This is a genomic window from Microbulbifer variabilis (genome assembly GCF_056232115.1).
In genome coordinates this window covers 3,732,849-3,757,440 of sequence record NZ_CP174325.1, presented here as the reverse complement: position 1 = coordinate 3,757,440, position 24,592 = coordinate 3,732,849, and the positions used below count along the sequence as shown (strand labels likewise).

Annotated in this window: 26 protein-coding genes and 1 tRNA gene; 4 read left to right on the top strand and 23 right to left on the bottom strand. The window is 52.1% G+C overall.

The features are described 5' to 3' along the window. Positions 1-29 precede the first annotated feature (29 nt). The 21 genes from ACJJI7_RS16850 to ACJJI7_RS16750 all read right to left on the bottom strand — a co-directional run bounded on the left by ACJJI7_RS16850 (position 30) and on the right by ACJJI7_RS16750 (position 17,914). The gene (locus ACJJI7_RS16850; RefSeq protein WP_020415221.1) at positions 30-1,688 is read right to left on the bottom strand and encodes an alanine/glycine:cation symporter family protein; all 1,659 of its coding nucleotides are present in this window, start codon (positions 1,686-1,688) and stop codon (positions 30-32) included. Between the two features lie 109 nt (positions 1,689-1,797). Then, on the bottom strand, positions 1,798-2,823 hold the full coding sequence (locus ACJJI7_RS16845; protein ID WP_020415220.1) for a D-cysteine desulfhydrase family protein: 1,026 nt from the start codon (positions 2,821-2,823) through the stop codon (positions 1,798-1,800). 338 nt (positions 2,824-3,161) lie between these two features. Then, positions 3,162-3,494 carry a preprotein translocase subunit YajC gene (gene yajC / locus ACJJI7_RS16840; RefSeq protein WP_020415218.1) on the bottom strand — a complete coding sequence of 111 codons (333 nt, stop codon included), beginning with the start codon at positions 3,492-3,494 and terminating at the stop codon, positions 3,162-3,164. A gap of 111 nt (positions 3,495-3,605) precedes the next feature. Continuing rightward, positions 3,606-4,052 carry a helix-turn-helix domain-containing protein gene (locus tag ACJJI7_RS16835; RefSeq protein WP_020415217.1) on the bottom strand — a complete coding sequence of 149 codons (447 nt, stop codon included), beginning with the start codon at positions 4,050-4,052 and terminating at the stop codon, positions 3,606-3,608. A gap of 413 nt (positions 4,053-4,465) precedes the next feature. Next, positions 4,466-4,942: a thioredoxin-dependent thiol peroxidase gene (bcp, locus tag ACJJI7_RS16830; RefSeq protein ID WP_020415216.1), complete on the bottom strand. Its 477-nt coding sequence runs from the start codon at positions 4,940-4,942 to the stop codon at positions 4,466-4,468. A gap of 85 nt (positions 4,943-5,027) precedes the next feature. Beyond that, positions 5,028-5,549: a DUF2244 domain-containing protein gene (locus tag ACJJI7_RS16825; RefSeq protein ID WP_040629442.1), complete on the bottom strand. Its 522-nt coding sequence runs from the start codon at positions 5,547-5,549 to the stop codon at positions 5,028-5,030. A 173-nt stretch (positions 5,550-5,722) separates the two neighbouring features. Then, positions 5,723-6,703, bottom strand: coding sequence for a malate dehydrogenase (locus ACJJI7_RS16820; protein ID WP_282950743.1), 981 nt, complete (start codon positions 6,701-6,703; stop codon positions 5,723-5,725). A 131-nt stretch (positions 6,704-6,834) separates the two neighbouring features. Beyond that, positions 6,835-7,461 (bottom strand): dUTP diphosphatase, encoded by a 627-nt coding sequence (locus ACJJI7_RS16815; RefSeq protein ID WP_020415213.1) that lies wholly within the window; start codon positions 7,459-7,461, stop codon positions 6,835-6,837. Between the two features lie 28 nt (positions 7,462-7,489). Continuing rightward, on the bottom strand, positions 7,490-8,266 hold the full coding sequence (locus ACJJI7_RS16810) for a TatD family hydrolase (protein ID WP_282950744.1): 777 nt from the start codon (positions 8,264-8,266) through the stop codon (positions 7,490-7,492). A 7-nt stretch (positions 8,267-8,273) separates the two neighbouring features. Beyond that, positions 8,274-8,627: a PilZ domain-containing protein gene (locus ACJJI7_RS16805; protein WP_020415211.1), complete on the bottom strand. Its 354-nt coding sequence runs from the start codon at positions 8,625-8,627 to the stop codon at positions 8,274-8,276. A gap of 126 nt (positions 8,628-8,753) precedes the next feature. Next, positions 8,754-9,776, bottom strand: coding sequence for a DNA polymerase III subunit delta' (locus ACJJI7_RS16800; RefSeq protein ID WP_282950745.1), 1,023 nt, complete (start codon positions 9,774-9,776; stop codon positions 8,754-8,756). A 78-nt stretch (positions 9,777-9,854) separates the two neighbouring features. Beyond that, on the bottom strand, positions 9,855-10,478 hold the full coding sequence (gene tmk, locus ACJJI7_RS16795) for a dTMP kinase (protein ID WP_020415209.1): 624 nt from the start codon (positions 10,476-10,478) through the stop codon (positions 9,855-9,857). A 5-nt stretch (positions 10,479-10,483) separates the two neighbouring features. Beyond that, positions 10,484-11,545 (bottom strand): endolytic transglycosylase MltG, encoded by a 1,062-nt coding sequence (mltG, locus tag ACJJI7_RS16790; RefSeq protein ID WP_282950746.1) that lies wholly within the window; start codon positions 11,543-11,545, stop codon positions 10,484-10,486. Next, entirely contained in the window at positions 11,542-12,312 is a 771-nt protein-coding gene (locus ACJJI7_RS16785) for an aminotransferase class IV (protein WP_282950747.1), read from the bottom strand. The genes mltG and ACJJI7_RS16785 overlap by 4 nt, the downstream gene beginning before the upstream one ends. Before the next feature lie 47 nt (positions 12,313-12,359). Continuing rightward, positions 12,360-13,601, bottom strand: a complete 1,242-nt coding sequence (gene fabF / locus ACJJI7_RS16780) for a beta-ketoacyl-ACP synthase II (RefSeq protein ID WP_444901676.1) — start codon at positions 13,599-13,601, stop codon at positions 12,360-12,362. A gap of 191 nt (positions 13,602-13,792) precedes the next feature. Beyond that, positions 13,793-14,029, bottom strand: coding sequence for an acyl carrier protein (acpP, locus tag ACJJI7_RS16775; protein ID WP_020415205.1), 237 nt, complete (start codon positions 14,027-14,029; stop codon positions 13,793-13,795). 223 nt (positions 14,030-14,252) lie between these two features. Beyond that, positions 14,253-15,008 carry a 3-oxoacyl-ACP reductase FabG gene (gene fabG / locus ACJJI7_RS16770; protein WP_020415204.1) on the bottom strand — a complete coding sequence of 252 codons (756 nt, stop codon included), beginning with the start codon at positions 15,006-15,008 and terminating at the stop codon, positions 14,253-14,255. Between the two features lie 46 nt (positions 15,009-15,054). Next, complete coding sequence (gene fabD / locus ACJJI7_RS16765; RefSeq protein ID WP_282950750.1) at positions 15,055-15,999, bottom strand: ACP S-malonyltransferase; 945 nt, start codon at positions 15,997-15,999, stop codon at positions 15,055-15,057. A 53-nt stretch (positions 16,000-16,052) separates the two neighbouring features. Beyond that, positions 16,053-17,099: a phosphate acyltransferase PlsX gene (plsX, locus tag ACJJI7_RS16760; protein ID WP_282950751.1), complete on the bottom strand. Its 1,047-nt coding sequence runs from the start codon at positions 17,097-17,099 to the stop codon at positions 16,053-16,055. Positions 17,100-17,102: 3 nt separating this feature from the next. Continuing rightward, a complete protein-coding gene (rpmF, locus tag ACJJI7_RS16755) occupies positions 17,103-17,297 on the bottom strand; it encodes a 50S ribosomal protein L32 (RefSeq protein WP_020415201.1) in 195 nt (64 codons plus the stop codon). Positions 17,298-17,371: 74 nt separating this feature from the next. Next, the gene (locus ACJJI7_RS16750) at positions 17,372-17,914 is read right to left on the bottom strand and encodes a YceD family protein (protein WP_444901677.1); all 543 of its coding nucleotides are present in this window, start codon (positions 17,912-17,914) and stop codon (positions 17,372-17,374) included. Between the two features lie 108 nt (positions 17,915-18,022). Between ACJJI7_RS16750 and ACJJI7_RS16745 the strand changes: the two genes are divergently transcribed. Next, complete coding sequence (locus tag ACJJI7_RS16745; protein WP_020415199.1) at positions 18,023-18,637, top strand: Maf family protein; 615 nt, start codon at positions 18,023-18,025, stop codon at positions 18,635-18,637. Here ACJJI7_RS16745 and ACJJI7_RS16740 read toward each other — a convergent pair. Next, entirely contained in the window at positions 18,612-19,256 is a 645-nt protein-coding gene (locus ACJJI7_RS16740; protein ID WP_282950753.1) for an HAD-IA family hydrolase, read from the bottom strand. The two genes, ACJJI7_RS16745 and ACJJI7_RS16740, sit on opposite strands and share 26 nt — an antisense overlap. 13 nt (positions 19,257-19,269) lie before the next feature. After that, positions 19,270-20,265 (bottom strand): 23S rRNA pseudouridine(955/2504/2580) synthase RluC, encoded by a 996-nt coding sequence (gene rluC / locus ACJJI7_RS16735; RefSeq protein ID WP_444901678.1) that lies wholly within the window; start codon positions 20,263-20,265, stop codon positions 19,270-19,272. On the opposite strand from rluC, the gene ACJJI7_RS16730 reads away from it, so the two are divergent. The 3 genes from ACJJI7_RS16730 (at position 20,264) to ACJJI7_RS16720 (ending at position 24,339) form a co-directional block, all read left to right on the top strand. Then, positions 20,264-20,443 carry a hypothetical protein gene (locus ACJJI7_RS16730; protein ID WP_157533707.1) on the top strand — a complete coding sequence of 60 codons (180 nt, stop codon included), beginning with the start codon at positions 20,264-20,266 and terminating at the stop codon, positions 20,441-20,443. The genes rluC and ACJJI7_RS16730 overlap by 2 nt on opposite strands. A 625-nt stretch (positions 20,444-21,068) precedes the next feature. Next, positions 21,069-24,086 (top strand): ribonuclease E, encoded by a 3,018-nt coding sequence (rne, locus tag ACJJI7_RS16725; RefSeq protein ID WP_282950755.1) that lies wholly within the window; start codon positions 21,069-21,071, stop codon positions 24,084-24,086. 165 nt (positions 24,087-24,251) lie between these two features. After that, positions 24,252-24,339: transfer RNA gene (locus ACJJI7_RS16720), tRNA-Ser, on the top strand. Positions 24,340-24,592 lie beyond the last annotated feature (253 nt).

Sequence of the window (24,592 nt, the reverse complement as noted above, 5' to 3'; positions counted from 1 at the left end):
GCTTCAGGTTAGAGTCCCTAAGAACCACACTATTTGTGGCTGGGATCCTTCCAGTAATCCTTCACCGTATTCTTCATCTCTTTCGCCAATACGGTAATACCGAACAAGTTGGGCAGAGTCATAATGACAATGGCTACAGCGGATAGATTCCAAATAACAGTCGTATCCTCAATTGCCGCCCAGAAGAAGGCGATAACATACACAATTCTGTATGGCATAACCGCTTTGGGGCCAAATAGGTAGATCATGGAACGATCACCATAGTAAGACCATGCGATTGCGGTAGAGAAAGCGAACAGCAAAATTCCCAGGGTAACAATCAAGCCACCATACTCGCCGAAGAAACCGCGCTGGAAAGCCTTATTGGTAAGCGCCACTGAGTGCACCAGGGATTTCCCCCAAATATCCACATCTTCATTGGCGAACTTACCATCCACCACATTAAGTACACCGCTGAATTCATCTTCACCCACCCGGAAATCCAAGTCTTCAGCGATAGAGCGCGCATGGATCAAGGTAAAATCCTGAGCGTTTAGCGGGCGACCATCGGTTACAACCACCGAGCCATTATAGGGTTTCACATCGCTGGGCTGGCTACTGAGGTAGTTAAATAACTGCTTCACCTCCTCGGGGTTACCTTCATCATAACGCCCTTCCACTACATAAGTATCCGCACCCTCAAACAGGTTTTCATGTTTTTCGCTCCAGACACCGGAAGACAAGATTACCAGGCCGGTCAAGGTACAGATAATGATGGTATCGATAAATGGCTCGAGCAGGGAGACCATGCCCTCGGAAACAGGCTCATCGGCACGCGCAGCGGCGTGAGCAATCGGCGCAGAGCCCTGCCCCGCTTCGTTGGAAAAGAGGCCACGGTTTACACCACGGTTAAAGGCATAGGCGAAGCTGGCTCCCAAGAAGCCCCCTACTGCAGCGCTGCCAGTAAAGGCATCGCGGAAAACGGCCACAAAGGAGGGAACGATATTTTCTATGTTGTAGAAAATCACACCCAGTGCACCAATCACATAGATCAGCGCCATTGCAGGAACAATAGTGGAAGTCACCTTGGCGATTCGGGTAATGCCGCCAATAATCACCATACCCAACAGGATGGCGAGTACACCACCGGTCAGGGCTTTTTCAATACCAAAGGAGTCATGCATTGCCTGAGCAATATTATTCACCTGAGGCAGGCTTCCAGTACCGAAAGAGCAGATCACTGTAGCAATGGCAAACAAGACTGCCAGCCACTTCATATTGAGGCGGCGCTCCATATAGAACATGGGGCCACCAGCGTAGTAGCCATCTGCGGCTTTAATACGATACTTATGGGAGAGCGTTACTTCGACAAACTTGGTTGTCATACCCAGGAAGGCGGTCATCCACATCCAGAACAGTGCGGCCGGACCACCCAGGAAAATAGCAAGACCTACACCACCAATATTACCGGTACCCACGGTACCGGAAAGCGCGGTAGCCAGAGCCTGGAAGTGCGAGGTATCACCCGGATCACCAGGTTTATCGTATTTACCCTGGACGATCTTGATTGCGTGCCCGAAATAGCGAATTTGCGGGAACCCAAGATAAATGGTGAAAAAGAAACCTACCCCGAGCAACACCCAGGGAAACCAAGGTGCCGAACCGAGCATGCCGTCCAATGACAGCAGCAGTTGATTAAAGGAATCCAAGCTAACCCCCCACTCCTCTGAATTAATTCTGATTGTTTTATATACAGCAACAGCCGTAATTTGTTGCGCAGGTTAGCAGCTTACGCAGCACTAGAACAGTAAAGGGGCGTTAAACCGTTTGAAATGAAAAGTTTTGCCGGTAGGGAAACAAAGCAAATTGTCCGCCAGTGTGAACAAAAACTATATTGCTGCAACCTTCATAGCTACCATTGCGCAACTGATGTAAAAGCCCGTGAAAGGCTTTGCCGGTGTAGACGGGGTCAAGCAAAATTCCCTCGAGGCTGGCCACCTCATTGATTGTCTGGTAGACCTCAGGACCGGCTGCTCCATACCCAGGCCCGATAAAATTCGCATTTACATCAACCTCGAGAGATGAAAGATTGATCTCGTTTCCCGTCAAGCGGCTCCAGTGAAAGATATCCTCGCGAACTTTGTCCTCGAAGTAGGCTGCACTATCACATACTGCGTACCCGGTGACCTTCGTTTTAACTTGAAGCAACTGGCAACCCAGGGTCAAACCTGCCTGAGTTCCACCACTGCCGGTGGCACTTACAATATACTCTGGCTCAAAGCCTTGGCTGTGACAATCCTCTATTAGCTCCTGCGAAGCAGACAGGTACCCCCAAATCCCCAGCCCGTCACTAGCGCCAGTGGGAATACAAAGGGAGCGATGCCCCAGGCCCAGATATTCCTCTTGCCAATAAGCAAAGTTCCTTCCAAGTTCAGCTGTATATTCTTTGGGCGGATAGATAGATACTTTTGCACCAGCGAGATGGTCCAGAAGCAAGTTCCCATCCACTAAAGTATCAGGCTCTCCCCGCAAAATAAGGTGTACTCCAAGCCCTAGGCGCGCACCGACAAGTGCCGTTGTTCGACAGTGGTTGGATTGAATCCCCCCACAGGTAATCAAAGTGTCACAACCCCGGCTGAGTGCCTCTGCCGCTACAAACTCCAGCTTTCGCAGCTTGTTACCAGACATCCCAAATTCAGTCAGATCGTCCCTTTTTACCCAGATTCTGGGGCCACCAAAAGGAAGGGAGTAACGCTCACTGATTCGATCAAGAGGCTGCAGTGGTGTTGGCAGGTTGCCAAGACAAAGGCGCTCAGGCAACTCGACAGGCAGGCTTTTGGGCACAAGAGACTCCTTTTCTATGGACAGGGCTAATATTGGCGTCGTTGCTCTGTCTGTTTTTACAAAATTGCGGTCGTAGAAAGGGTTACTTAAAGACGAAAACAGCCTTCGTCATAATTCGAGTACCCACCTGAATTTTGTATAATTCTGAAAAGCCCATTATTTTTTGGATTATCGCGGGCTTCGATTCACGCTGACTATTAGCTTGCACTGCTCTTCCAAAAGATTTTTTCTATAAGGGATAACATAGAGTGCAAAGAATCAATCTCACAGAAACGAGAAAGCCCGGCAATCGCCGGGCTTTCTCAACTGGACAATTGTAAGATCAAGCCAAAAGGCTATCAGATCTTTTTAATTGTGCCTTTTGGCAAAACAGCGTGAACTGCCACTTTCTGGAATTTCAAGGACATGTTGTCCGCAACTTCCAGAACAATGTAGTCCTCATCCACCTTATCAACACGACCGAGCATACCACTGCTCATCACCACTTCATCACCTTTTTTCAGGGCACCAACCAGCTCCTGGTGCTCCTTTTGACGCTTGCGTTGAGGGCGAATAATAAAAAACCACATGAACGCGAACAGGCCTGCAAACATCAGCAAGGTAATCATTGGATTACCTTGTGGTGCCGGCGCTGCCTGCTGTGCCATCGCAGAGGGAATAAAAAAGCTCATGCAAAACCTCAAAGAGTCAGCCTATAAAATTGCCGCCAACTCTAACGGGTTTACCCCGTCGAGGCAACGGATCGGGCCGACCAGAGCAAGATCGGCCAAACCAATTTCCACTTAAAAGCGCTGGCGAACCTGGCGTCGATAGCCAGTAGGCGACATACCGGTCCAACGTTTAAAAGCGCTGGTAAAGCTGGTTCTGTCGGAGAAATCCAGAATCCTTGAAATTCCATCAACACTGAGCGCAGTATCCTTCAGGAAGTGCACTGCATGGCGAAAACGCACATGATCGCGCAGTGAGGCGAAGCTCAGATTGTGCTCTTGTAAACGACGCTGCAGTGTCCGGGTAGACATGCTTAAGTCGGAAGCAACGGGGCGAATTGCGAGAGAGGCCTTACCGATGCGCTGCTCAAGCACATCGATCACTCTGGCAGCAATGCCAAAGCTGGTAGCCTCGGGGGGAGCCAGCAGCTGGTCGAGGATATTCGGATCACCGGATATCCTAGCCTGCTGAAGGGATTTATCTTCAGAGAGCGAAGTCTGGTCGGGCTGAGTATGGTTCATCGAGCTGCTCCTTTTGAGTTCCGTGAGCCGCAGTTATTTTTCTATGTCCGCATCAAGCGAATCCCGATTGCCCCTGCCCACTCCAACACCAACTTCTTCAGCGGGCTACCACTCGATGCGGGATGCACCAAAAACAGACATCGAATCCTTCACAGAGATGTACAATTTTTAAACTAACCGCTCCGGCAATACCCCACAGAGACACACTCTCTCGCCGGCGCACCTTTCCTTTACAACGACCAGTATAGACCAAGAATTGAGAATGCAAGGGACGACAGCGGTTTTTTTCATCTTATTGTGCTGTATAGGGCAGAAATACATGGCTGCAGTGCTCGTTTTCCATGCCAAACACCAAAAAGCAGGGCCCAGAGGCACCCAGAGCACCCGCTAAACTATCACTTACGCCGAATTAACTAATCAAGGTTCTCCCCAATCCAGTTAAGGACATCCTCGCTGTGAGTCTTGGTTTTGACTTTATCAATGATATGACGCAAGCGGCCGGTCTGATCAATAATAAAGGTAGTTCTGATCAACCCCATATATTCCTTACCCATAAATTTCTTCAAGCCCCAACAGCCATACTTGTCCGCGATCTTGTGATCTTCATCAGACAGGAGATCAAAATTGAGTTCGTGCTTGTCGATAAAACGTTGCAGCTTGGCTTCTGGATCCGGGCTGACTCCGAGAACCACGGTATTAAGTTTTTCAAAGTCACTACTACTATCGCGGATACCACAGGCTTGGGTGGTACAACCTGGCGTCAGAGCTTTCGGGTAGAAATAAAGCACAACATTACTTTTGTCACGAAAGTCTTTAAGAGAAACCTTCTCACCACTTTGGTTGGTAAGAGTAAAAGCCGGTGCTAAATTGCCGATTTTGGGAAAAGCCATAAGAAATCCCCTGGGGAGTAGTTACAAATATTGTCGGGGATTATATCGAAAAGTGGATAAGGAGGACGCCAGTACTGCTGAGAAATCAGAATTGACGTAAATGAAACTCCTGCTCCTTGCGAGCAATGATACCGATCCGACCCAGCTTCTGTACCAGCTCAGCCTTCTCCGCATCAGTGAGGAACTCCCCCACTTCCAGGCAGCCCTCAGGCCCACTGAAGCTCACTTTGGCCGGTTCAGCGGAGCTCGCCCCCATACGAACAAGAAGGGCCAGCTTATCTCGGGAAAACTCGCGGTGGTAAACACTCTGCTGCCTAAAGCCCTTACAGCAATCAAAAACCACCTGCTCATTATTAATTCGTATAACCTCACGACGTGTTCCCTCCATGCACACGTAGGCAAACAAAACCCCCAACAGCAGGATCTCAAGGCCGGCAAATGGCAGGATCATCCAGGCTCCAGCAAAGGCAAAGGCAAAGCTAATGCCCAAGGAGACTGCAACAAGAGAGAAAAACACCCATAAGTTGCCAGAAACCGACAGGGATTGATTCGGCTGTAAGAGAATACAGGCACAGCGGGAGGAGTGGCGGCCGACTTCTGTGACCATAGCAAACGCTTCCGACAAACACTTAACAATCAGTGTAGTGCCAGCATCCCAAGCCCACATCCGGCGGGCGACTCATTGGTTCAACCTTTAAGTCACACCATAAAAAAACCCGCACTAGCTGTGCGGGTTTTTAATGCCACCCTGTCTAACGACAGGCTGTCAATTCATTGCGATTATGGCAGCAGGTGAGCTACTGCATCACGCTCTTCCGCCAGCTCCTGCTCTGTAGCAGCCATTTTCTCGCGGGAGAATTCGTTGATTTCTACGCCTTGCACGATTTCCCAGTCGCCGCCTTTACAGGTGCAAGGGAAGGAGTAAATCAAACCTTCTTGAATATCATAGGAACCATCGCTGTAAACAGCCATGCTGGTCCAATCACCTTCAGCAGTACCCAACGCCCAATCGCGCATATGGTCAATAGCGGCGTTAGCCGCGGAAGCGGCAGAAGATGCACCGCGTGCCTTGATGATAGCGGCACCGCGCTGCTGCACGGTTGGGATAAAGTCGTTCTCGTACCAGTCTTGCTCCACTTTATCCATTGCCGGGGTGCCAGATACTTTAACCTGGTGAAGGTCTGGATACTGAGTGGAGGAATGGTTGCCCCAGATGGTCATGTGGGTAATGTCATTAACACTGGACTCAGTCTTATTGGCCAGTTGCGACAATGCGCGATTATGGTCCAGACGGGTCATAGCGGTAAAATTGCGTGGATCCAGGTCCGGCGCATTGCGCTGGGCAATCAAGGCATTGGTATTAGCCGGGTTGCCAACAACCAGAACTTTTACGTTGCGAGAGGCAACATCGTTCAGGGCCTTGCCCTGCGCGGAAAAAATTGCAGCGTTGGCTTCCAATAAGTCCTTACGCTCCATACCCGGTCCACGGGGGCGCGCACCTACGAGCAGAGCGTAGTCAGCGTCTTTGAACGCAACAGTAGCGTCATCGCTCTGTACAATACCCGCGAGCAGCGGGAAAGCACAGTCTTCGAGCTCCATGGCAACGCCTTTTAGCGCTTCCAATGCCGGAGTGATTTCCAACAGCTGCAAAATAACTGGTTGATCTTTACCCAGCATCTCGCCGGAAGCAATACGGAACAGCAGCGAATAGCTGATCTGACCGGCGGCGCCGGTAACAGCAACACGAACAGGTGCTTTCACGATAGTTCTCCTCGTTTGTAAGCGGCCGCATTATAGGGCCTCGTGTGCAAATTTCACCTCAAGCGATAGAATTACTGGCTCAATTTCTTGGTGAATTTCTTTATCGTCCAACCAACGCATTAAAAGAACGATTATGCCAGTGCAATTTCTCGATAACGCTCTTGTAGAGAGCAATAGACCTGGTCACTGTAATCCGCCGCAGAAGGATCGAGCTGCCCGGCAATTTCTGCCAGGTGTTCATTGTCTTCTCGACCAGCCCAGTTCTTTATATAAGTGCCTTCTTTATAACCGTTATCCTGACGAAAACGGTTGAGTACATTTTTACCAACATATCGCTGGTACAGTTCAGCAAAGGGCATTGCCACATCTGCAAGTAATTGTGCAAAACCACCCAGATCGAACTGCTTACTGGCCAAAGTATTGAGCGTGAAAGATTCCAGGTTCTCGCGAAAATCACCTGGGGCCCGCAATCCCTTTTCTATTTCACCCAGCATAGTTTCAGCCACTTTCTCAGGTGACCCCTGCTGCAACTCCAGGCTAAGACCAAAGTGCCAAATATCTACCAGCTCAAGCTTTACTTGGTCGATTTCCGGCTGTTGTTTTTTCCACCACTTCCAGCCATAGTGATCAAGTAACTCTGCACTCTCTACCCAGATCGCCCGGTACCAGGCAAAATTCTGGGCCCGCCAATTTTCATTGACCACGGTATTAATTTCATCTTGCAGGGTCAGCATGACCTGCAACTGCTGCTTCATCATTCGGGTACTTCCTATAGTCGGGATCAGGCTAGGCTGCCCGCGGGAATAATCTGAAAAAGTTTTCTGTAGTTATTTCAGCCAGCTGTTCGTAGGGGATGCCACGCAATTCGGCAATAAATTCTGCCACCTCACGCACATAAGCTGGAATATTGGCTTTGCCCCGGTAGGGAACCGGCGCTAAGTAAGGAGAATCAGTCTCCACCAGCAAGCGGTCCAGTGGTAGCTTACGCGCAACATCGCGCAGCTCCCCAGCATTCTTGAAGGTGACAATACCAGACAGAGAGATGTAGTAGTTAAGATCCAAGGCGGATCTTGCCATCTCCCAGTTTTCAGTGAAACAGTGCAGTACACCAGCTGTTTCCAGGTTTCCATGTGTACGGATCAAATCGATAGTATCTTCACGTGCATCGCGGGTATGCACAATTACCGGTAATTGCGCACTCCCTGCAGCCTGTAAATGGGCGATAAAACTCTGCTGCTGAACATCTTTGGTTTCTGTACTGTAATAGTAGTCAAGGCCGGTCTCTCCCAACGCTACCACATTGGGACGTTCGGCCATTGCTATCAACTTGTCAACACCGGCCAAACCAGATTCCACATCGAGCGGATGGATACCTACCGAACAGACAACATCGCGGTAGCGAGAAGCGATTTCAACAACTGCGTCGACATTATCGAGGCTGATGCCAACACAAAGGAACTTACCAACACCACGATCGCGCGCCAATTCAAGCACCGCATCGAGGTCACCATCAAATTTATCGAGCTTTAACCTGTCCAAGTGACAGTGAGAATCTACGAGCATGTGTAAGTTACAACGTATGAGTGGGTCGGCTGGACTCAAGCGTACCGGCCAAATAGGTTTCTATCTTGTTTTGCGCAATATTATCTTTATCGCCAAACTGAACCCCAATCCCGGGAGTTCTGTTACCCTGGGCTCCATTCGGAGTAATCCAAATCACCTTACCTGCCACCGGGATCTTTTCCGGCTCATCCATTAGGCTCAGCAGCAGGAACACTTCATCGCCAAGACTGTAAGATTTATCGGTACTGATAAATAAGCCACCATTCTTCACAAAGGGCATATAAGCCGCGTAGAGAACTGACTTGTCTTGAATCTTCAGCGATAGGATGCCGTTGCGGGCACCGCCTCCCATGGCTTTCATGCTCAACCTCAATGTTCTTCAATGATGCGCTAACTTATCTGAGCGTACTGATTCTGTCCAGAAACAGCGCTTTTTCATCTTTTTCGCACCTGTAATTATAAATTTGCAACCTACTGAAAAGCGGCACTAGACAGTAAAGAGCCTTGCCCAGCGAATCATCAACTCCTCAAGCAGCAGGCGACGATTGGGGTTAGCCCCGCTCTTTAACCCTTTGCGCGCTTGCAGTAGGTGATCATAGAACCCAAAGAGAGGACGCAAACCCTCCTCCCCACCACCAGGTAAACGCTGTAAAAGCGCCATTAATTGGGCATCACCGGTCAAATCACAACTGCGTACCTGGGCCATTTGCGAGATCCACTGCTGCCAAAACTGCAGAAGCTGCTCTATTTCTGTGCACTCCGGAGGAGCCTCCCAACGCCCGGCAACTGCAACAGCACTGGCGCGCCCTTCAGCAATACTCGTGAGCTCCCGCAGGAACTTTTCACGTACTTCACGGGCTTGGGGCTCTGCCAACTCAGCCGCCAACAGGGGCGCACCACCAGACAGAGCCAGCGCACGCCGTGCCAGCTGTTCTTCCAGGCCTTGATTGTGCAGCCACTGCAAAGCCACTTCCTCTGCTGGAGAGGGAAAAGTAATCGACTGACAACGGCTGCGGATCGTTGGCAACAGCCCAGAAGGAGAATCACTAATCAGCAAAAAAATAACCGATGCCGCCGGTTCTTCAAGATTTTTTAGCAGGGCATTAGCAGCATTGATATTCATCGCTTCCGCCGGTGCCAGCCAGACCAACCGCGCCCCACCGCGGCCACTAGTTCGCGAGACAAAATCACCCAATTGGCGAACCTGCTCCACCTTAAGTGGAGAACCGGCTTTTTCCGGTTCTATTCTCAGGAAGTCTGGGTGGGAACCAGCCTGCCACAAGCGGCAATCTTTACAGCCTCCGCAAGCCTGGCCACCCTGCGGTTGTTCACACAACACCAACGCAGAAAAAGCTTCAGCAAATGCGCGTTTACCCAGGCCAGCCTGCCCTGTTAGCAGTAAAGCATGTGGGCAGCGCCCTGCCCGCCACTGGGCTCCAATGCGCTGCCACTGCAAGGCCTGCCAGGGCAACAGCTCGGGGATAGGTATATGTTGAAATGTTTCAGACACTGACAATTGCCAAGTTTAGATCCAGGAAATTTTTTTAAATGAACACGCCCACTTTGCCAAAGAAAGCGGATATCCGAATCAAATCAGCAGGCGCTCCAGCTCCTGACCAAGATCCCGCTGGACCTGCTGCAGGGGCTGTCCGGCGTCAATGATGGCGTAGCGGGAAGGTGAAGCCTCGGCACGTTTGCGATAGGCGTGACGCACTCGTTGAAAGAAGCCCAAATGCTCACTTTCAAAACGATCGGCAGCACCGGTATTCGCTGCTCGTTGCAAGCCAATCTCCGGATCGAGGTCCAAAAGCAATACTTTGTCGGGACGCAATGTACCCTGTACAGTATTTTCCAGTTGTTCAATCAGTGGCCGGTCCAGTTGGCGACCACCACCCTGGTACGCATAAGTGGCATCTGTAAAGCGATCACAGATTACCCACTCACCACGCTCCAGCGCAGGTAGGATCACCTGGGCCAGATGTTGGGCACGTGCTGCGAACACCATCAGCAGCTCAGCGGTCGGATTCACAGGCTCTTCACGCTTCGCCAGGAGCAATTCTCTCAACTGTTCTGCCAAAGGCGTACCGCCAGGCTCACGGGTTTGAATAAACGGAATATTACGGTCTGTTAACCATTGGGTAATAAATTTCAGGTTGGTAGATTTACCAACACCTTCACCCCCTTCCAGGGTTATAAATTTTCCGCGCGACACTGTAACTAATTTCCTTTTGCTGGACTGGAGCGGTAATCCGCTCGTCGCTTCAGCTGATACTCTCGCACTGCACGGTTGTGCTCTGTCAGAGTTGTCGAAAAATGATGGGAGCCATCCCCCTTCCCCACAAAGTAAAGACTCCTGCCCGGCTTCGGGTTTAATGCAGCCCTAATAGCTGCACGTCCAGGCAAAGCAATCGGTGTAGGTGGAAGCCCATCGATTACATAAGTATTGTAAGGAGTCGATTGGCGCAAATGGGCGCGGGTAAGATTACCATCATAATCCTCTCCCAGCCCATAAATCACGGTGGGGTCTGTCTGCAACCTCATTCCCTTGTGCAACCGGCGAACAAAAACCCCCGCAATCTCGCTGCGCTCGGAAGGCTGCCCGGTTTCCTTCTCTATCAGCGAAGCCATAATCAGTGCCTCGTAGGGGGACTTGTAAGGAAGGTCATCCCCTTTAGCCTGCCACTCTTCCTCAAGAACCTGCCGCATTCGCTCATAAGCTTCTCGCAAGAGTTCGATATCGGTAGTACCGGATCGGTAAACATAAGTATCCGGGAAGATCCACCCTTCCACAGCGCCTTCGTCAAGCCCCAGTGCTTTAGCTGCAGCGCTGACAGTTCTGCCCGCTTCAGATTTTACAATATTCCGCCCGGACCTGATTTTTTCCAGGGCTTGTCGAAACGTCCAGCCCTCAACCAGAGTCACCCGGTAACTGGTGACCTCTCCTCTATTCAGGCGCGCAATCAGATCCATAGCAGTGCTACCGTGGGGCACCAGATATTCCCCGGAGTGAATATCGGTTTTACCTTCCCAGTAGGCGTAGGCGAGAACCAGGCGCGGCCAGTTGATTACACCTTTGATCTTCAATTCCCGGAGGGTTTTCGAAAGACTACCGCCCTTTTCTACCTGCAACTGTAAACCGCTTTCCTGCAGCTGAAGCGGTGTCGCCAAGGCTGCCTGCAGCACCCATGCAGAAGCTGCCACCAGCACGCACGCCAGGAGAACGCTGGCAAAAAAGGCCTTCCATAACTTACCGAGGGCGCCGGCCCGCTTTTTCTTCACCACAATGCTTCCACGATCAACTGCTGTAACCTCCGCGCACCAGGTCCTATCGACCAACTTTTATAGCCAATAATCTCGACAACAGGTATTACTCCGCGAACACTGTTGCACAGGACCACTTCATCTGCCTCACAAAATGTCTCGATGTTCATATCCTGCTCCTGCCACCGGATATGACCGGAAAGCCAATCCAGCATAACCCCATGAACACCACACCTGGTCAAATTTGGAGTTACCCAAGTATTTCCAAATCTCGCCAAGAGATTACAGCGCAGGCTCTCAATTACTCGGCCCGAATCATCAAATATCAAACCGTCGAGGCGTTCACCATCAGGCAGCTCGGCTCTCGCAGCATTATATCGACTGCGATCCAAAAATTTGCAGCCCAAGTTCTTACTTTCCGAGCTGAGCAGCCTAGTGCGGCAAGGATACAGGCGAGCACCAAGCTCCTCTTCAAGACCTCGCATCAGGGGCAGGAAAGCTAAGTCCCAGCACTCACGCCCATCGACAAACCCTACACGAAGTCGTGCAACTGCTGCATTTTGACTACATTTAGCAGCCAATTTTTTAATAAAGCGGTCAATATCAGAAAGAAGCAGTGCGCTGAGGGCAGAGCTGCGTACCAGCCGAGATCGGTGTAGAGACCACAGCGGCAGACTTCCGTTGTGACAACGCATGGTTTCTAGGATTCCATTTGCATAGTCACTATCGGGCACCAGTTCGCTAGCCCGGCGCCCTTTTCGGTAGAACTGCGGCAACTTGGACATACTCTCCTCGGGGTGAGAGTTGCCCGCCCTACGGCGGGCAGGCAGGGTCAGATTCGCTTAAAAATCAGCGAGCCATTAGTGCCACCAAACCCGAAGGAGTTGGATAACACAGACTCAATGGCTGTTGGCTGCGCCTCTTGGGGCACTAAATTAATATCGGCGCACGCCTCATCTGGTTCATAGAGGTTCATCGTGGGCGGGGCTATTTGGTCACGTAGCGCCAACACAGAGAATACCGCTTCGATCGCACCGGCAGCGCCCAAAAGGTGACCTGTCATAGACTTAGTGGAGCTAACAGCTAGTTTTTCAGTGTTACCTGCAAAAACCTTCTGAACAGCCTCGATTTCCGCTTTATCCCCCAGAGGAGTGGAGGTGCCATGGGCATTGATATACTGGATCTCATCAGCATTCATGCCTGCATCCTTGAGCGCATTCTGCATAGATAGCGCCGCACCCGCACCATCTTCCGGTGGCGACGTCATGTGGTGGGCATCACCACTCATACCAAAACCGCTCAATTCCGCATAGATATTCGCACCACGTGCTTTGGCATGCTCATACTCTTCCAGCACAAGTACTGCAGCCCCCTCACCCAGAACAAAACCATCCCGGCCTTTGTCCCAAGGACGGCTGGCAGTTTGGGGATCATCGTTACGTGTCGAGAGCGCCCTAGCTGCACAGAATCCACCGAGCCCGACAGGAGTGGTCACCATTTCTGCACCACCACACACCATCACATCGGCATCACCATACTGAATCGTACGCATGCCAAGGCCCAACGCATGAGTGCCTGTTGTACACGCCGTGGTCACCGCAAGGTTCGGCCCACGCAGGCCGTACTTAATAGACAGATTACCAGCGACCATATTAATAATGGCACCAGGCACAAAGAAAGGCGATACGCGGCGAGGCCCCTTCTCCGCAATTAACATCGCATTGTCTTCGATGGCCATAATGCCACCCATTCCGGAGCCAATGCAGGTCCCCATGCGCTGGGCACCCTCGCCACTCACCTCCAGACCACTATCCTGCATAGCCTGGATACCTGCAATCAAACCGTATTGCAGAAAAGTATCCATCTTGCGCGCATCTTTCGCGGGCATATAAGGAGTGGGATCGAAATCTTTTACCGTAGCTGCAAAGCGGGTTGAGAAAGCTGAAACATCAAAGGTTTCTATCGGAGCTACGCCAATGGCCCCCTTCAGAATGCCAGACCAAGTTTCTCCTACGGTGTTACCCAACGGGCTGACTACGCCCATTCCGGTTACAACAACTCTTCTGTGCGACACTGCGGTCCCCCCGAAACTCTTGCGGCCGCTGCACTCCCCCCGTACGGTGAGGGAAACAACATTCGGCCAGCAGTCACAATTCCATAGTGCTCATAAAAAGAGAGCCGCGCTATGTAACATAGAACGGCTCTCAGAATCGCTTGGCTACGTACAGACACTATGCTGTTCGCGCCTAAACTACCCAGCAGGAATTAACCAAGGTTGTCCTTGATATAATCCATTGCCAGCTGAACAGTAGTGATTTTTTCGGCTTCTTCGTCAGGGATTTCAGTTTCGAATTCCTCTTCCAAAGCCATAACCAGCTCAACTGTGTCGAGTGAGTCCGCGCCCAGATCTTCAACAAAAGAGGCTTCAGGCTTTACGTCTTCTTCCTTCACGCCCAGTTGTTCAGCAACGATCTTTTTAACGCGCTCTTCAATGCTGCTCATGATTCAATTTAACTCCTAGTGGGTAAAAATCTGTTTTAGTCGTTATTGTTATTTCACCAACTTAATTGACGGTGATAACGACCGGCTCACACAGCTTTTGGATAATTCAGAGGCCATTGTACCCCAAGTTTTTAGGGATGTAATGTACGGCCCTGCACCACCATCAGCAAATAACAAAATACTCCTAAAATCAATGAGTTAAAGAAGTATTTTTAAACAAACATCAGGTCATATACATGCCGCCATTGACATGAATTGTCTCACCAGTGACATATCCTCCGGCATCGCTTGCCAGGAAGGCTACCACAGATGCGATTTCTTCGGGCTGACCAAGACGGCCCAAGGGGATTTTACCAAGTAGCGCTTCGCGCTGAGCTTCTGGCAACACCTTGGTCATATCTGTATCAATAAAACCCGGAGCCACAGTATTTACGGTAATTCCACGAGAACCAATCTCGGCTGCAAGGGACCGCGCAAAACCAGCAACACCCGCTTTAGTAGCCGCATAATTGCTTTGTCCGGCATTACCCATGCTACCGACTACAGAGCTGATATTAATAATTCGCCCCCAGCGAGCCCTGGTCATATCCCGCAAGCAGGTTTTGGTCATACGAAAAACTGCAGATAAGTTAGTTTCAACAACAGAATCCCACTCATCGTCCTTCATGCGCATCAGCAGGTTATCTTTAGTGATACCTGCGTTATTTACCAAAATCGTTGGCACGTCAAAGTCATTCTTTATGGCAGCATGAAGTCCGGCAATACTCTCCGCACTGGTAACATCAAGCACCATACCAGCTCCCTTGATGCCCTTTTCAGCAAAGCGCGTGCTAATTTTTTCAGCACCGCCTTCACTGGTGGCAGTGCCGACCACTGTTGCCCCCAGGCTACCCAACATATCTGCAATTGCCGCACCAATACCGCGGCTGGCACCGGTAACCAGGGCTACTTTGCCCTCCAGGGAAATCATTAGGCTCATACTCGCTTTATCCTTATTCAACCAATGGCAGTCGCCAAAACACTACTCAGACCGCTGTAGCTCTCAGTGCCTCATTGAAATTACTGGGGCTGTCGATGTTGTGGCAAGCAACACTGCGATCAATACGCTTTGTCAATCCAGCCAGCACCTTGCCTGGCCCACACTCAACCAACTGCGCAGCGCCATCGGCGATAATCTTGCGGGTACATGCAGTCCAGCGTACCGGGCGATAGATTTGCTCAATCATTAGAGCCTTAATTGCGGCAGGATCCGATTCAACTCCCGCATGCACATTGTGCACAACCGGAATTTCAGGTGTGTTAAATTCCGCCGCTTCAATCTGGGGAGCAAGCTTCTCCGCCGCTGGGCGCATCAACTCTGTGTGGAACGGGGCACTTACCGGCAGGGACATTGCTTTCTTAGCGCCGGCAGCCTTGCAGGCCTCTATAGCACGATCAACCGCTGCGCTATTGCCGGCAATCACTATTTGCCCAGGAGAGTTGTAATTTACAGCGGAAACCACCTCACCTTCTGCAGCACTGGCACAAGCAGCTTCCACAGCCTCATCTTCGAGACCTATCACTGCAGCCATAGCACCTGTACCCACAGGAACCGCTTCCTGCATCAAACGACCGCGCTCCCGAACAAGATGCACTGCATCTTTAAAGACCAGCACTCCAGCACAAACCAGGGCAGACCACTCCCCCAGGCTATGCCCCGCCATACGAGCAGGCTGGGCTCCCCCACGGGCACGCCACAGGCGATACAGGGCTACACTGGAAGTCAAAAGAAGAGGCTGGGTGCGCTGAGTGAGATTGATCGCCTCTTGCTCACCGTTCTGGCAGAGATCCCACAGATCATAACCAAGAACCTCTGAAGCTTCGGCGAAAGTGGCCTGGATTTCGGGAGCCTCTTGAGCAATCTCAGAAAGCATACCGATCTTCTGAGATCCCTGCCCCGGAAAGACAAATGCAAGCGCAGCATTGGTCATAAGATATCCTTAAACCTATTTGGCAAATTTCAGTAGGAGGGGGAACGTACTTCCTACCCCATTTCCTTTGAGTTTCGCTCGCCAGCCTGGGCCATAGCGGCACCAACCTTGGCGGCCAGGTTGGCATCAGCACATTCCTTCGCCGTCACCATTGCCCGGTAAAAAGCCTCGCTACTGGCTCCTCCGTGACTTTTGATCACGTTGCCCTTCACCCCTACAAAGCTGGCGCCATTATAGCGAGCGGGTTCCACCTGTGTACGCCATTTTCGCAACAGCTTTATGGCTAATTGGCCAAAAAAACGCTTGAAACACCCCTTTTTCTCGATAGTGAACGCTTTTTGACCCATTAGTCGAATCACACCCTCAGCGGACTTCATCGCCACATTTCCCATCAACCCATCGCAGACAACCACATCGACAGAACCGGTAAATATGTCGTGCCCTTCCACAAAGCCCACATAGTTGACCTCTGGATCCGCCTCAAGCAGCTCTGAAGCGCGACGAATCTCAGCAGTCCCTTTGTGTGCCTCCGAGCCAATATTCAGTAAAGCGACCTCAATACTCTCGCGGGGGATAGCCGTATGAATGTGCTGAGCTTCAATACCCATACGCGCAAACTGCAACAAATCTTCCGCGCTACAACCAACATTCGCACCGAGGTCCAAAAGATAGCAGGAGCCGTGGCCGGAAGGGACCGATTTGCCCAGCGCGGGCTTTCGAACGCCATCAATATTACCCAGTATGCTACGACTAAGGGCCAACAGCGCGCCGGTATTTCCCGAGGTAACCATAGCCTGGGCATCACCACTGGCAACCGCCTTCAAGGCCTCTGCCATAGTGGAGCCACGCTTGCGTCGCACGGCCTGCAGCGGATTACACTCTTGCGTAACAACCTGGGCGCAATCGACTATTTCAAGACGGTTAGAAAATCGGGTTTTGTGAAACTCAAGGATCAGAGTCTCAAGCTGCGCGCGAGGGCCAAATAACTTCAGCTGCGCATTGGGGAAATTTTGAAGAAATCTAATACAGGCCGGAACGACAGAGCGGGGACCTAAGTCCCCGCCCATTGCATCCACGGCCAATCGCAATTGGCTGGACAAGGCTTACTCTTCTTCGGAGCCGCCGCCGATTTCAATCACCTTGCGACCGCGGTAGAAACCGTCTTTGGTCACGTGGTGGCGACGATGCTTCTCACCGGTGGTAGGGTCCACAGAGAGAGTTGCACCAGCACCCAGGGCGTCGTGAGAACGGCGCATGCCGCGACGGGAACGAGTCTTCTTGTTTTGTTGAACAGCCATTGCTAGCTCCTAAAATAAACAAATTTCACTGGAACCGGGGCGCCTACCGGCGAGCCCAAACTCCTCGAATAAATCTAGGACTTACCCGAAGAACCCTTCAACTGCTCCAGCACTTTAAAGGGGTTTTCTCGTTGCTCACCCGCCTCCGCTTTCTCCTCACCAATATGAAAACTGTCCCTGGAGACGCATTCCTCATCGTGATAAGCCACCATCGGCAGATTGAGCAAAATTTCATCTTCAAGGATCTGGTGCAGGTTTAGCTCCTCGCTTTCCTGGATCACCGGATCCAGATCCTTGGGGAGGGCTTTACCCTGCTCCTCAGACCAAACGATACCCCAGCAAAACTGTGCCTCAATCTGCTCACGCACTGGGTGCAGGCAGCGCTGGCACAGCAGCTCAACAGTACACGACACTTTGCCGTTTACAGTGAGATGACCTTGCAGATCGCGCCCAAATTGCAATTCAGACACGACCTCCCCATCCACAGATTCCACGGCTGTACGCAGTCGATCCAGTGGTTCCCACGGCAAAATACCGTCTAAATACTGTTCACGCTGCACCAATTTCCGAGCATCAATGCTCTTTGGTAATACTGATTTTGAGGGGGCTATCGACATAAGCGCGCAATTCTATGGACTCACTCTACCCTTGTCAAAACAATTAAGGCGCTGCAGTATCGCGCGGTCACAAACTTCGACCAATCAATTACGGAAACACCCCCTGGAATGTCTCTTTCACTGATACTGGCCTCAAGCTCCCCCTACCGCAGAGCATTACTAGGGCAATTGCACCTCTCCTTTGAACATATTGCACCCCAGATAAATGAGGAGGCAAAACCCGGGGAGAGCGCCAACGCTTTAGCCCTGAGGCTCGCTGAGGAAAAAGCTCACGCACTGGCGCCAAAGAACCCTCAATCGCTGATTATTGGCTCCGATCAGGTAGCAGAGTGCAATGGCCGCATCCTGAGCAAGCCAGGTAACCGCGAACGGGCAATCACCCAACTCCGCGCCTGCTCCGGCAACAAAGTTACCTTCTTTACCGGGTTATCCGTACTTAACAGTACGACCAAGAGACAACTGAGCTCAGTAGAAATCTACACCGTTTACTTCCGTCAGCTCGGTATGGAGCAGATAGAGCGCTATATAGATCTGGAGGAGCCCTACGATTGCGCGGGCTCATTCAAAGTTGAAGGGCTAGGTATCACGCTCTTTGAAAAACTAGAGGGCTCAGATATCAACACTCTGGTGGGCCTCCCCCTGATTCGCCTGGTAGATTTCCTTGGTGAATTCGGCATCAGCCCACTAGCACCAGCAACTAGGGAACCAAAGGCGGCCAGCTAAGCAGGCCTGAGAACTCATCAATTATGGCCTTGGGCCGACATTCCCGCAGCCTGGTAGGACAGTGGGCGCCATAACTAACACCGATGGACGGCATCTCAATAGCCGCTGCCATGTCCAAATCGTAAACCGTATCACCAACCATGACAGCTTCCTCAGCCTTATGGCCGGTTTCAGACAGCAACTCGCTTAGCATCAGTGGATCAGGCTTGGAGGCAGTCTCATCGGCACAGCGACTAGCGACAAACAAATGCCCCAGTCCATGCTCTTTGAACTCGCGATTGAGGCCCCGGCGACTTTTACCTGTCGCCACTGCCAGCTGATGTCCGGCACAAAGCAGCTTATCGAGGGTATCCAACACCCCATTGAAAAGCGGCAAGGGTTCCACCCTCGCAGCCATCCACTCCTCTGAATAAAACTGCCGCAAAGCCAGCTTATCCTCACTTACAGCTTCAGGGAAAAGTGTTGCCACAGCCTCCGGCAGGCCGAGTCCGATAATATTGCTTACCGCCTCAGGTGCCAGGACCGGCAACCCTACCCGCTCAGCCGCTCGCAACATGCAAGCGACAATACGCGACTCAGAATTACAAACTGTGCCATCCCAATCGAGAATAACCAACATACAACCAGCAGACCTATTCTTCCCGCAATTTCTTCAACAACGCCTCTAACTCGCCAGGCAGGGGCGCTTCAACATGCACCCTCTCACCGCTGGGGAGCGAACAACGGACCGAAGCGGAGTGGAGAAACAGACGCTTTAGCCCGCGGGAGCGAAACTCCCGGTTTGTGACATCTGGGGTATATTTAGCATCCCCAGCTAAAGGGCAACCCACAAACTGTGCGTGAACCCGGATCTGGTGAGTACGCCCGGTCACTGGCACCGCCGAAACCAAAGTGGCCGCCTTGAAACGTTCAAGCAACTGAAAGCGTGTCTCTGAGGGCTTACCCTCAGGGTGTACTGACACCATACGCTCCCCACTCTTTAGGGTGTTTTTACGCAGGGGAGCCTCAACCAACCGCCGACCTCGAGGCCATTTGCCCACGGCCAGCGCCAGATAAGACTTGCCTATCTGGCCGTTACGCAATTCTGACTGCACATGCTGCAAAATGGCACGCTTGCGCGCCACCATAATGGCACCACTAGTATCACGGTCGAGACGGTGTACCAACTCTATAAAGCGACTCTGCGGATACATCTGCCGCAACACCTCAATCAAGCCGAGGCGCACGCCACTGCCGCCATGCACCGCAAGGCCTGCAGGCTTATTGATCACCATTAACCCATTATCATCATATAGTATGGATTCTTTCACCAGCTGGCGCAGCTGCTCTCCTGCAACAGGGGCCGGAGTTTGCTCGGCTGCACGGATTGGCGGCACACGTACCACATCCCCCGCCACCAACTTGTATTCCGCCTTAACCCGTCCTTTATTTACTCTTACCTCACCCTTGCGCAGGATTCGATAGATTCTTGAACGGGGCACACCTTTAAGGCGCGCCTGTAAAAAGTTGTCAATCCTTTGCCCTGCCAACTCATCCGGCACAGTTAAAAACTGCACGCCGCCAGAAGGGTTCCAGGTATCAGAGGGGCTATCGGCCTCAGCCGGTTTTTGGGGAGGTATACTTCGCATGACGCGCATCATAGCGCCGCAGCAGGGACAATTGAAGCACCCTCCTGCCCGTGCTATATTCGGCCGGCCTGAATTCCGCTGGTTTTCGGCCACTGGCAACTTCCCACATGAAGAGACAGCCATGGCTTCAGAGAAAATACCGCTGTTCGGCCGGTGCGCGGGAATGCCGCGTCATTGATAGAAACTTAGCTGATGAGTGCCTCCCAAAACGAGAACCCTATGGGGGCCTCAGCAGCAAAACAGCCCACTGTTAGGTGGGTAAATATCGCGAAGGTAAGACGGGCCGTGACCCGCAGCGCTTGAAAGGACGACTCATAAACTTGCGTCCCGCTTTGTAGAAAATAATGCCAGCGACCGCACTGGCTACCCGGGTGTTCCAGCTTCCACGTGCCCGGTGAACAAAATATAGAACACACAGATCGGCCAAAAGCCGAGCTACAGAGCCCGTATTGATGACGCAAACCTTGCCACCCAGCTAGAAACTGACCGAAGGGTGGCGCCCAACCCGGCCATGGAAGCCTATGGCACAGGTACAGGGCAGTACTAGCAAAAGGTACTTAAGGAAGAACGGTGCTAACCAATAGCGCCAACGGATAGCAGCATCGTGAGGCTTATCCAGAGTTTTTGCAGTGAGAACAATGGGCGAACACTCGTCTCAAAAAGCCGCGTAGATCGAATTTGCGGCAGAGCCAGTGCCACCCAATTCCCTGCCCCGCTTTCCGGTCCTCTCCGGTAGGCGGCCAACAAGCAAGTCTGCGAACAGCGGTGTCAAACCTTTGCGCAACGCAAGGAAAACGACACGCATGAAAAGAATGCTAATCAACGCAACCCAGCCTGAGGAGTTGCGTGTAGCCCTGGTGGACGGCCAGTGGCTGTATGACTTGGATATTGAGAACCGAACACGTCAGCAGAAAAAAGCCAATATCTACAAAGGCAAGATTACCCGCGTAGAACCTTCTCTCGAAGCCGCATTCGTTGATTATGGCGAAGAGCGTCACGGCTTCCTCCCTCTGAAAGAAATTTCCCGCGAATACTTCCTCAAGCAGCCCAAAGACATTGAAGGCCGCATCAAGATTAAAGATGTCGTCAAAGAAGGCATGGAAGTTATCGTACAGGTAGACAAGGAAGAGCGCGGCAACAAAGGCGCCGCCCTTACTACCTTCGTTAGCCTTGCCGGGCGCTACCTGGTACTGATGCCAAACAATCCTCGCGCTGGCGGTATCTCCCGCCGCATTGAAGGTGACGAGCGCTCGGAACTGCGCGATGCTCTGGCCAGCGTTGAGGTACCCTCAGGCATGGGCATAATTGTGCGCACCGCAGGTGTGGGTCGTAGCGGTGAAGAGCTGCAATGGGACCTCAACTACCTACTGAAACTGTGGGTAGCCATAAAAGAAGAGGCGGACACTTCCAAAGCACCGCATTTTCTTTTCCAGGAAAGCAATGTCATCATCCGCGCTATTCGCGACTATATGCGTGACGATATTGGCGAAGTGATTGTTGACGACAAAGGCGCCTTCGAACTGGCAGCAGAATTTGCCCGTCAGGTAATGCCTCACTACGCAAATAAAGTAAAGTACTACGAAGATGCCATTCCCCTCTTTAACCGTTATCAGATTGAAAGCCAGATAGAGACAGCCTTCGAGCGGGAAGTGAAACTACCTTCCGGCGGCTCTATCGTAATCGATGTTACCGAGGCACTGGTTTCCATCGACATCAACTCCTCCCGTGCCACCAAAGGTGGAGACATCGAGGAAACGGCCCGCAGCATTAACCTGGAAGCAGCAGACGAAATCGCCCGACAACTGCGTCTGCGCGATATGGGCGGCTTGGTTGTTATCGACTTTATCGATATGCAGAGCAAATCCAACCAGCGCGAAGTTGAAAAGCGCATGGAAAAAGCGCTCAGCATGGATCGCGCCCGAGTACAGGTTGGACGCATCTCCCGCTTTGGTCTCCTGGAAATGTCGCGCCAGCGCCTGCGCCCCTCCCTTGGGGAAACGACCTTCCGCGTCTGCCCCCGCTGTAGCGGCCAGGGCACTATTCGTGGCACCAAATCCCTGGCTCTCTCTATCCTCCGCCTGGTGGAAGAAGAAGCCAAAAAGGAGCGTAGCGCAGAAATTCGCGCCATCACCCCTGTGAATGTCGCCACCTACCTGCTCAACGAAAAACGCAAGGCTATTTCCCAAATCGAGTCCCGCAATAAAACCCGTGTAGTTGTAGTACCCAATGCGGATATCGAGACCCCGCACTTTGAAGTGCAGCGTCTGCGTGATGACGACACCGCCACCCTGGAAACCTCTTACAAGATTTCCGGTACTGTGGAAGAAACCATCACCAAAAAAGATGAGAAGCCGCAGCGCACTCCAGCCCAGCCGGCCGTACAGCAGATTGCCCACACCGCACCTGCCCCCACTCCGGAGAAAAAGCCAGAGCCGGGCCTGTTCAGCCGCCTGATGACTGCAATTGCCTCTCTCTTCAAGAGCGAAGAGGCAGAGCCTAAAAAGCACCAAAAATCTAAAAACCGCGGCAAGGATTACCAGCGCGACCGCAACCGTAATCGCAACCAACGCAGTGGTCGCGGTAACCGCAATGGCCGCCCTACGCGCCGTAAAGACGATCGCCGTGATGATTCCAAACGTGAAGATCAGCGGGAAGAGAAACAACAGACCAAGCAATTTGAAGATCGCGAAACCGGCGCCGAGCGTGGCGAGAGTCAGCGCCGCCGTCGTCGTCGTCGCAGCAATGACAATCGCCGCCGGGATGAAAGCCGCAGTGTAGTGGCTGAGAACGAGAGCACTAGCGAATCCTTTGAGCAGACAGGTGATAGCGGCGAACAGCGCCCTGCGCGCCGCCCAAGCAATGTACGCGGTCGCCCACAGGCCCGCCGCCGCGGCCGCCGCACAGAAAATACTGCTGCAGCTGCCGTAGCCCAGAGCCAGGAAGAGCTGAATCGCGAAGTCAATGAAGCCATTGATGAAGCGGAAAGCGAAGCCAGGAAGTCCAAGGAATTTACTGCAGAAAACCATGGCGAAACACCCATGCGCAAGAGCGAGCGCCGGGAACAAAAGCCAAAATCTACCCAAGCGCAACCCAAGCCAGCAGTAGAGATCCCTGAGCGTTCACCTGCGCCTGTGAAAACTGAGGTCGCAGCGGAAGCCCCTATCGAGCCCAAGCGAGCTGAACCCTACGCTGCATTTACTGCAAAAGTTGAAAGGGCTTCTACCCCTGCTACGGAAGCGACTCCGGCACCCACAAAGGAAAAAGAACAAACAACTCTCGCTGCCAAGCCAGAACCTGCAGTAAAAGTTCCAGCTGAAGGACCTGCTGCGACTCAAGGAGAAACAGAAAGCACAGCTCCAGCCAGAGAAGAACTGGCAGTTGAGGCAACACCAACCGCAGAAACTCTGACTGCAGCAGAAGCAACCCAGGCTGAACCGGAAGATGCCGAGGAAATCGCATTGTCCGAAGCCAATGAGGTAGCAGAAATACTGGAGCAGCACAGCGAAACCAGCGAAGTTACGGACCAGGTAGAAGTTGTGGCCGCAGAAGCTGAAGCTTCTGAAAAAGTTACCACTCCCGCCGCTCAAGGCCGTGCCAGCAATGACCCTCGCATCAACCCCAAGCCCCTGCTTGAACTTGCCATTGTGACTGAGCACCGCCAGGTAGGCTCCCAGCAACCACTGGATACCGCCCAACCTGCAGCGATCTCTCACAGCCCGCGCTCACTGTCCCGCCCGGCCAATGATCCGCGCCTGGCCCGCCAGACGACACGGGTAACCACCGAGGATGGTAGCGACCGCAATTCGGCAGAAGCTGGCTAAATAAAGCCACTAGAGCCGCCAGCCCCCCTGGGATTGGCGGCTATTTATGCCCGACGTGTTTGTCGGGACTGGTCAATAAACCACCTAACCTATTGAACTAATTAAAAAAAATCACAATGGCGCTTGTATGTAGCACGAAGCTATGTATAATGCGCAGCACAATTTGGTGGGGTGGCTGAGTGGTCGAAAGCGGCGGTCTTGAAAACCGTTGACTGTAACAGGTCCCAGGGTTCGAATCCCTGCCCCACCGCCATATAAAGTCTTGTAAATCATAGACTTACAAGCATCGAAGGGCGGTACCAATTTCCTTGGTACCGCCCTTTTTTCGTTCAGGTGTCGACAAAGTGTCAACGTAAACTGAACCACTGCTGCCAAGGAGCTGGCAGGCTGAGCCTCTAGCGACGCTCTCAGTCGCTTTTCTCGCCCCGCTAAGACCCTACTCTGCCCTTGGTCTAATCAAGTGCCAAAGCCAGCCTGAAGCGACGAAGGAAAACTTCATTTCCCTT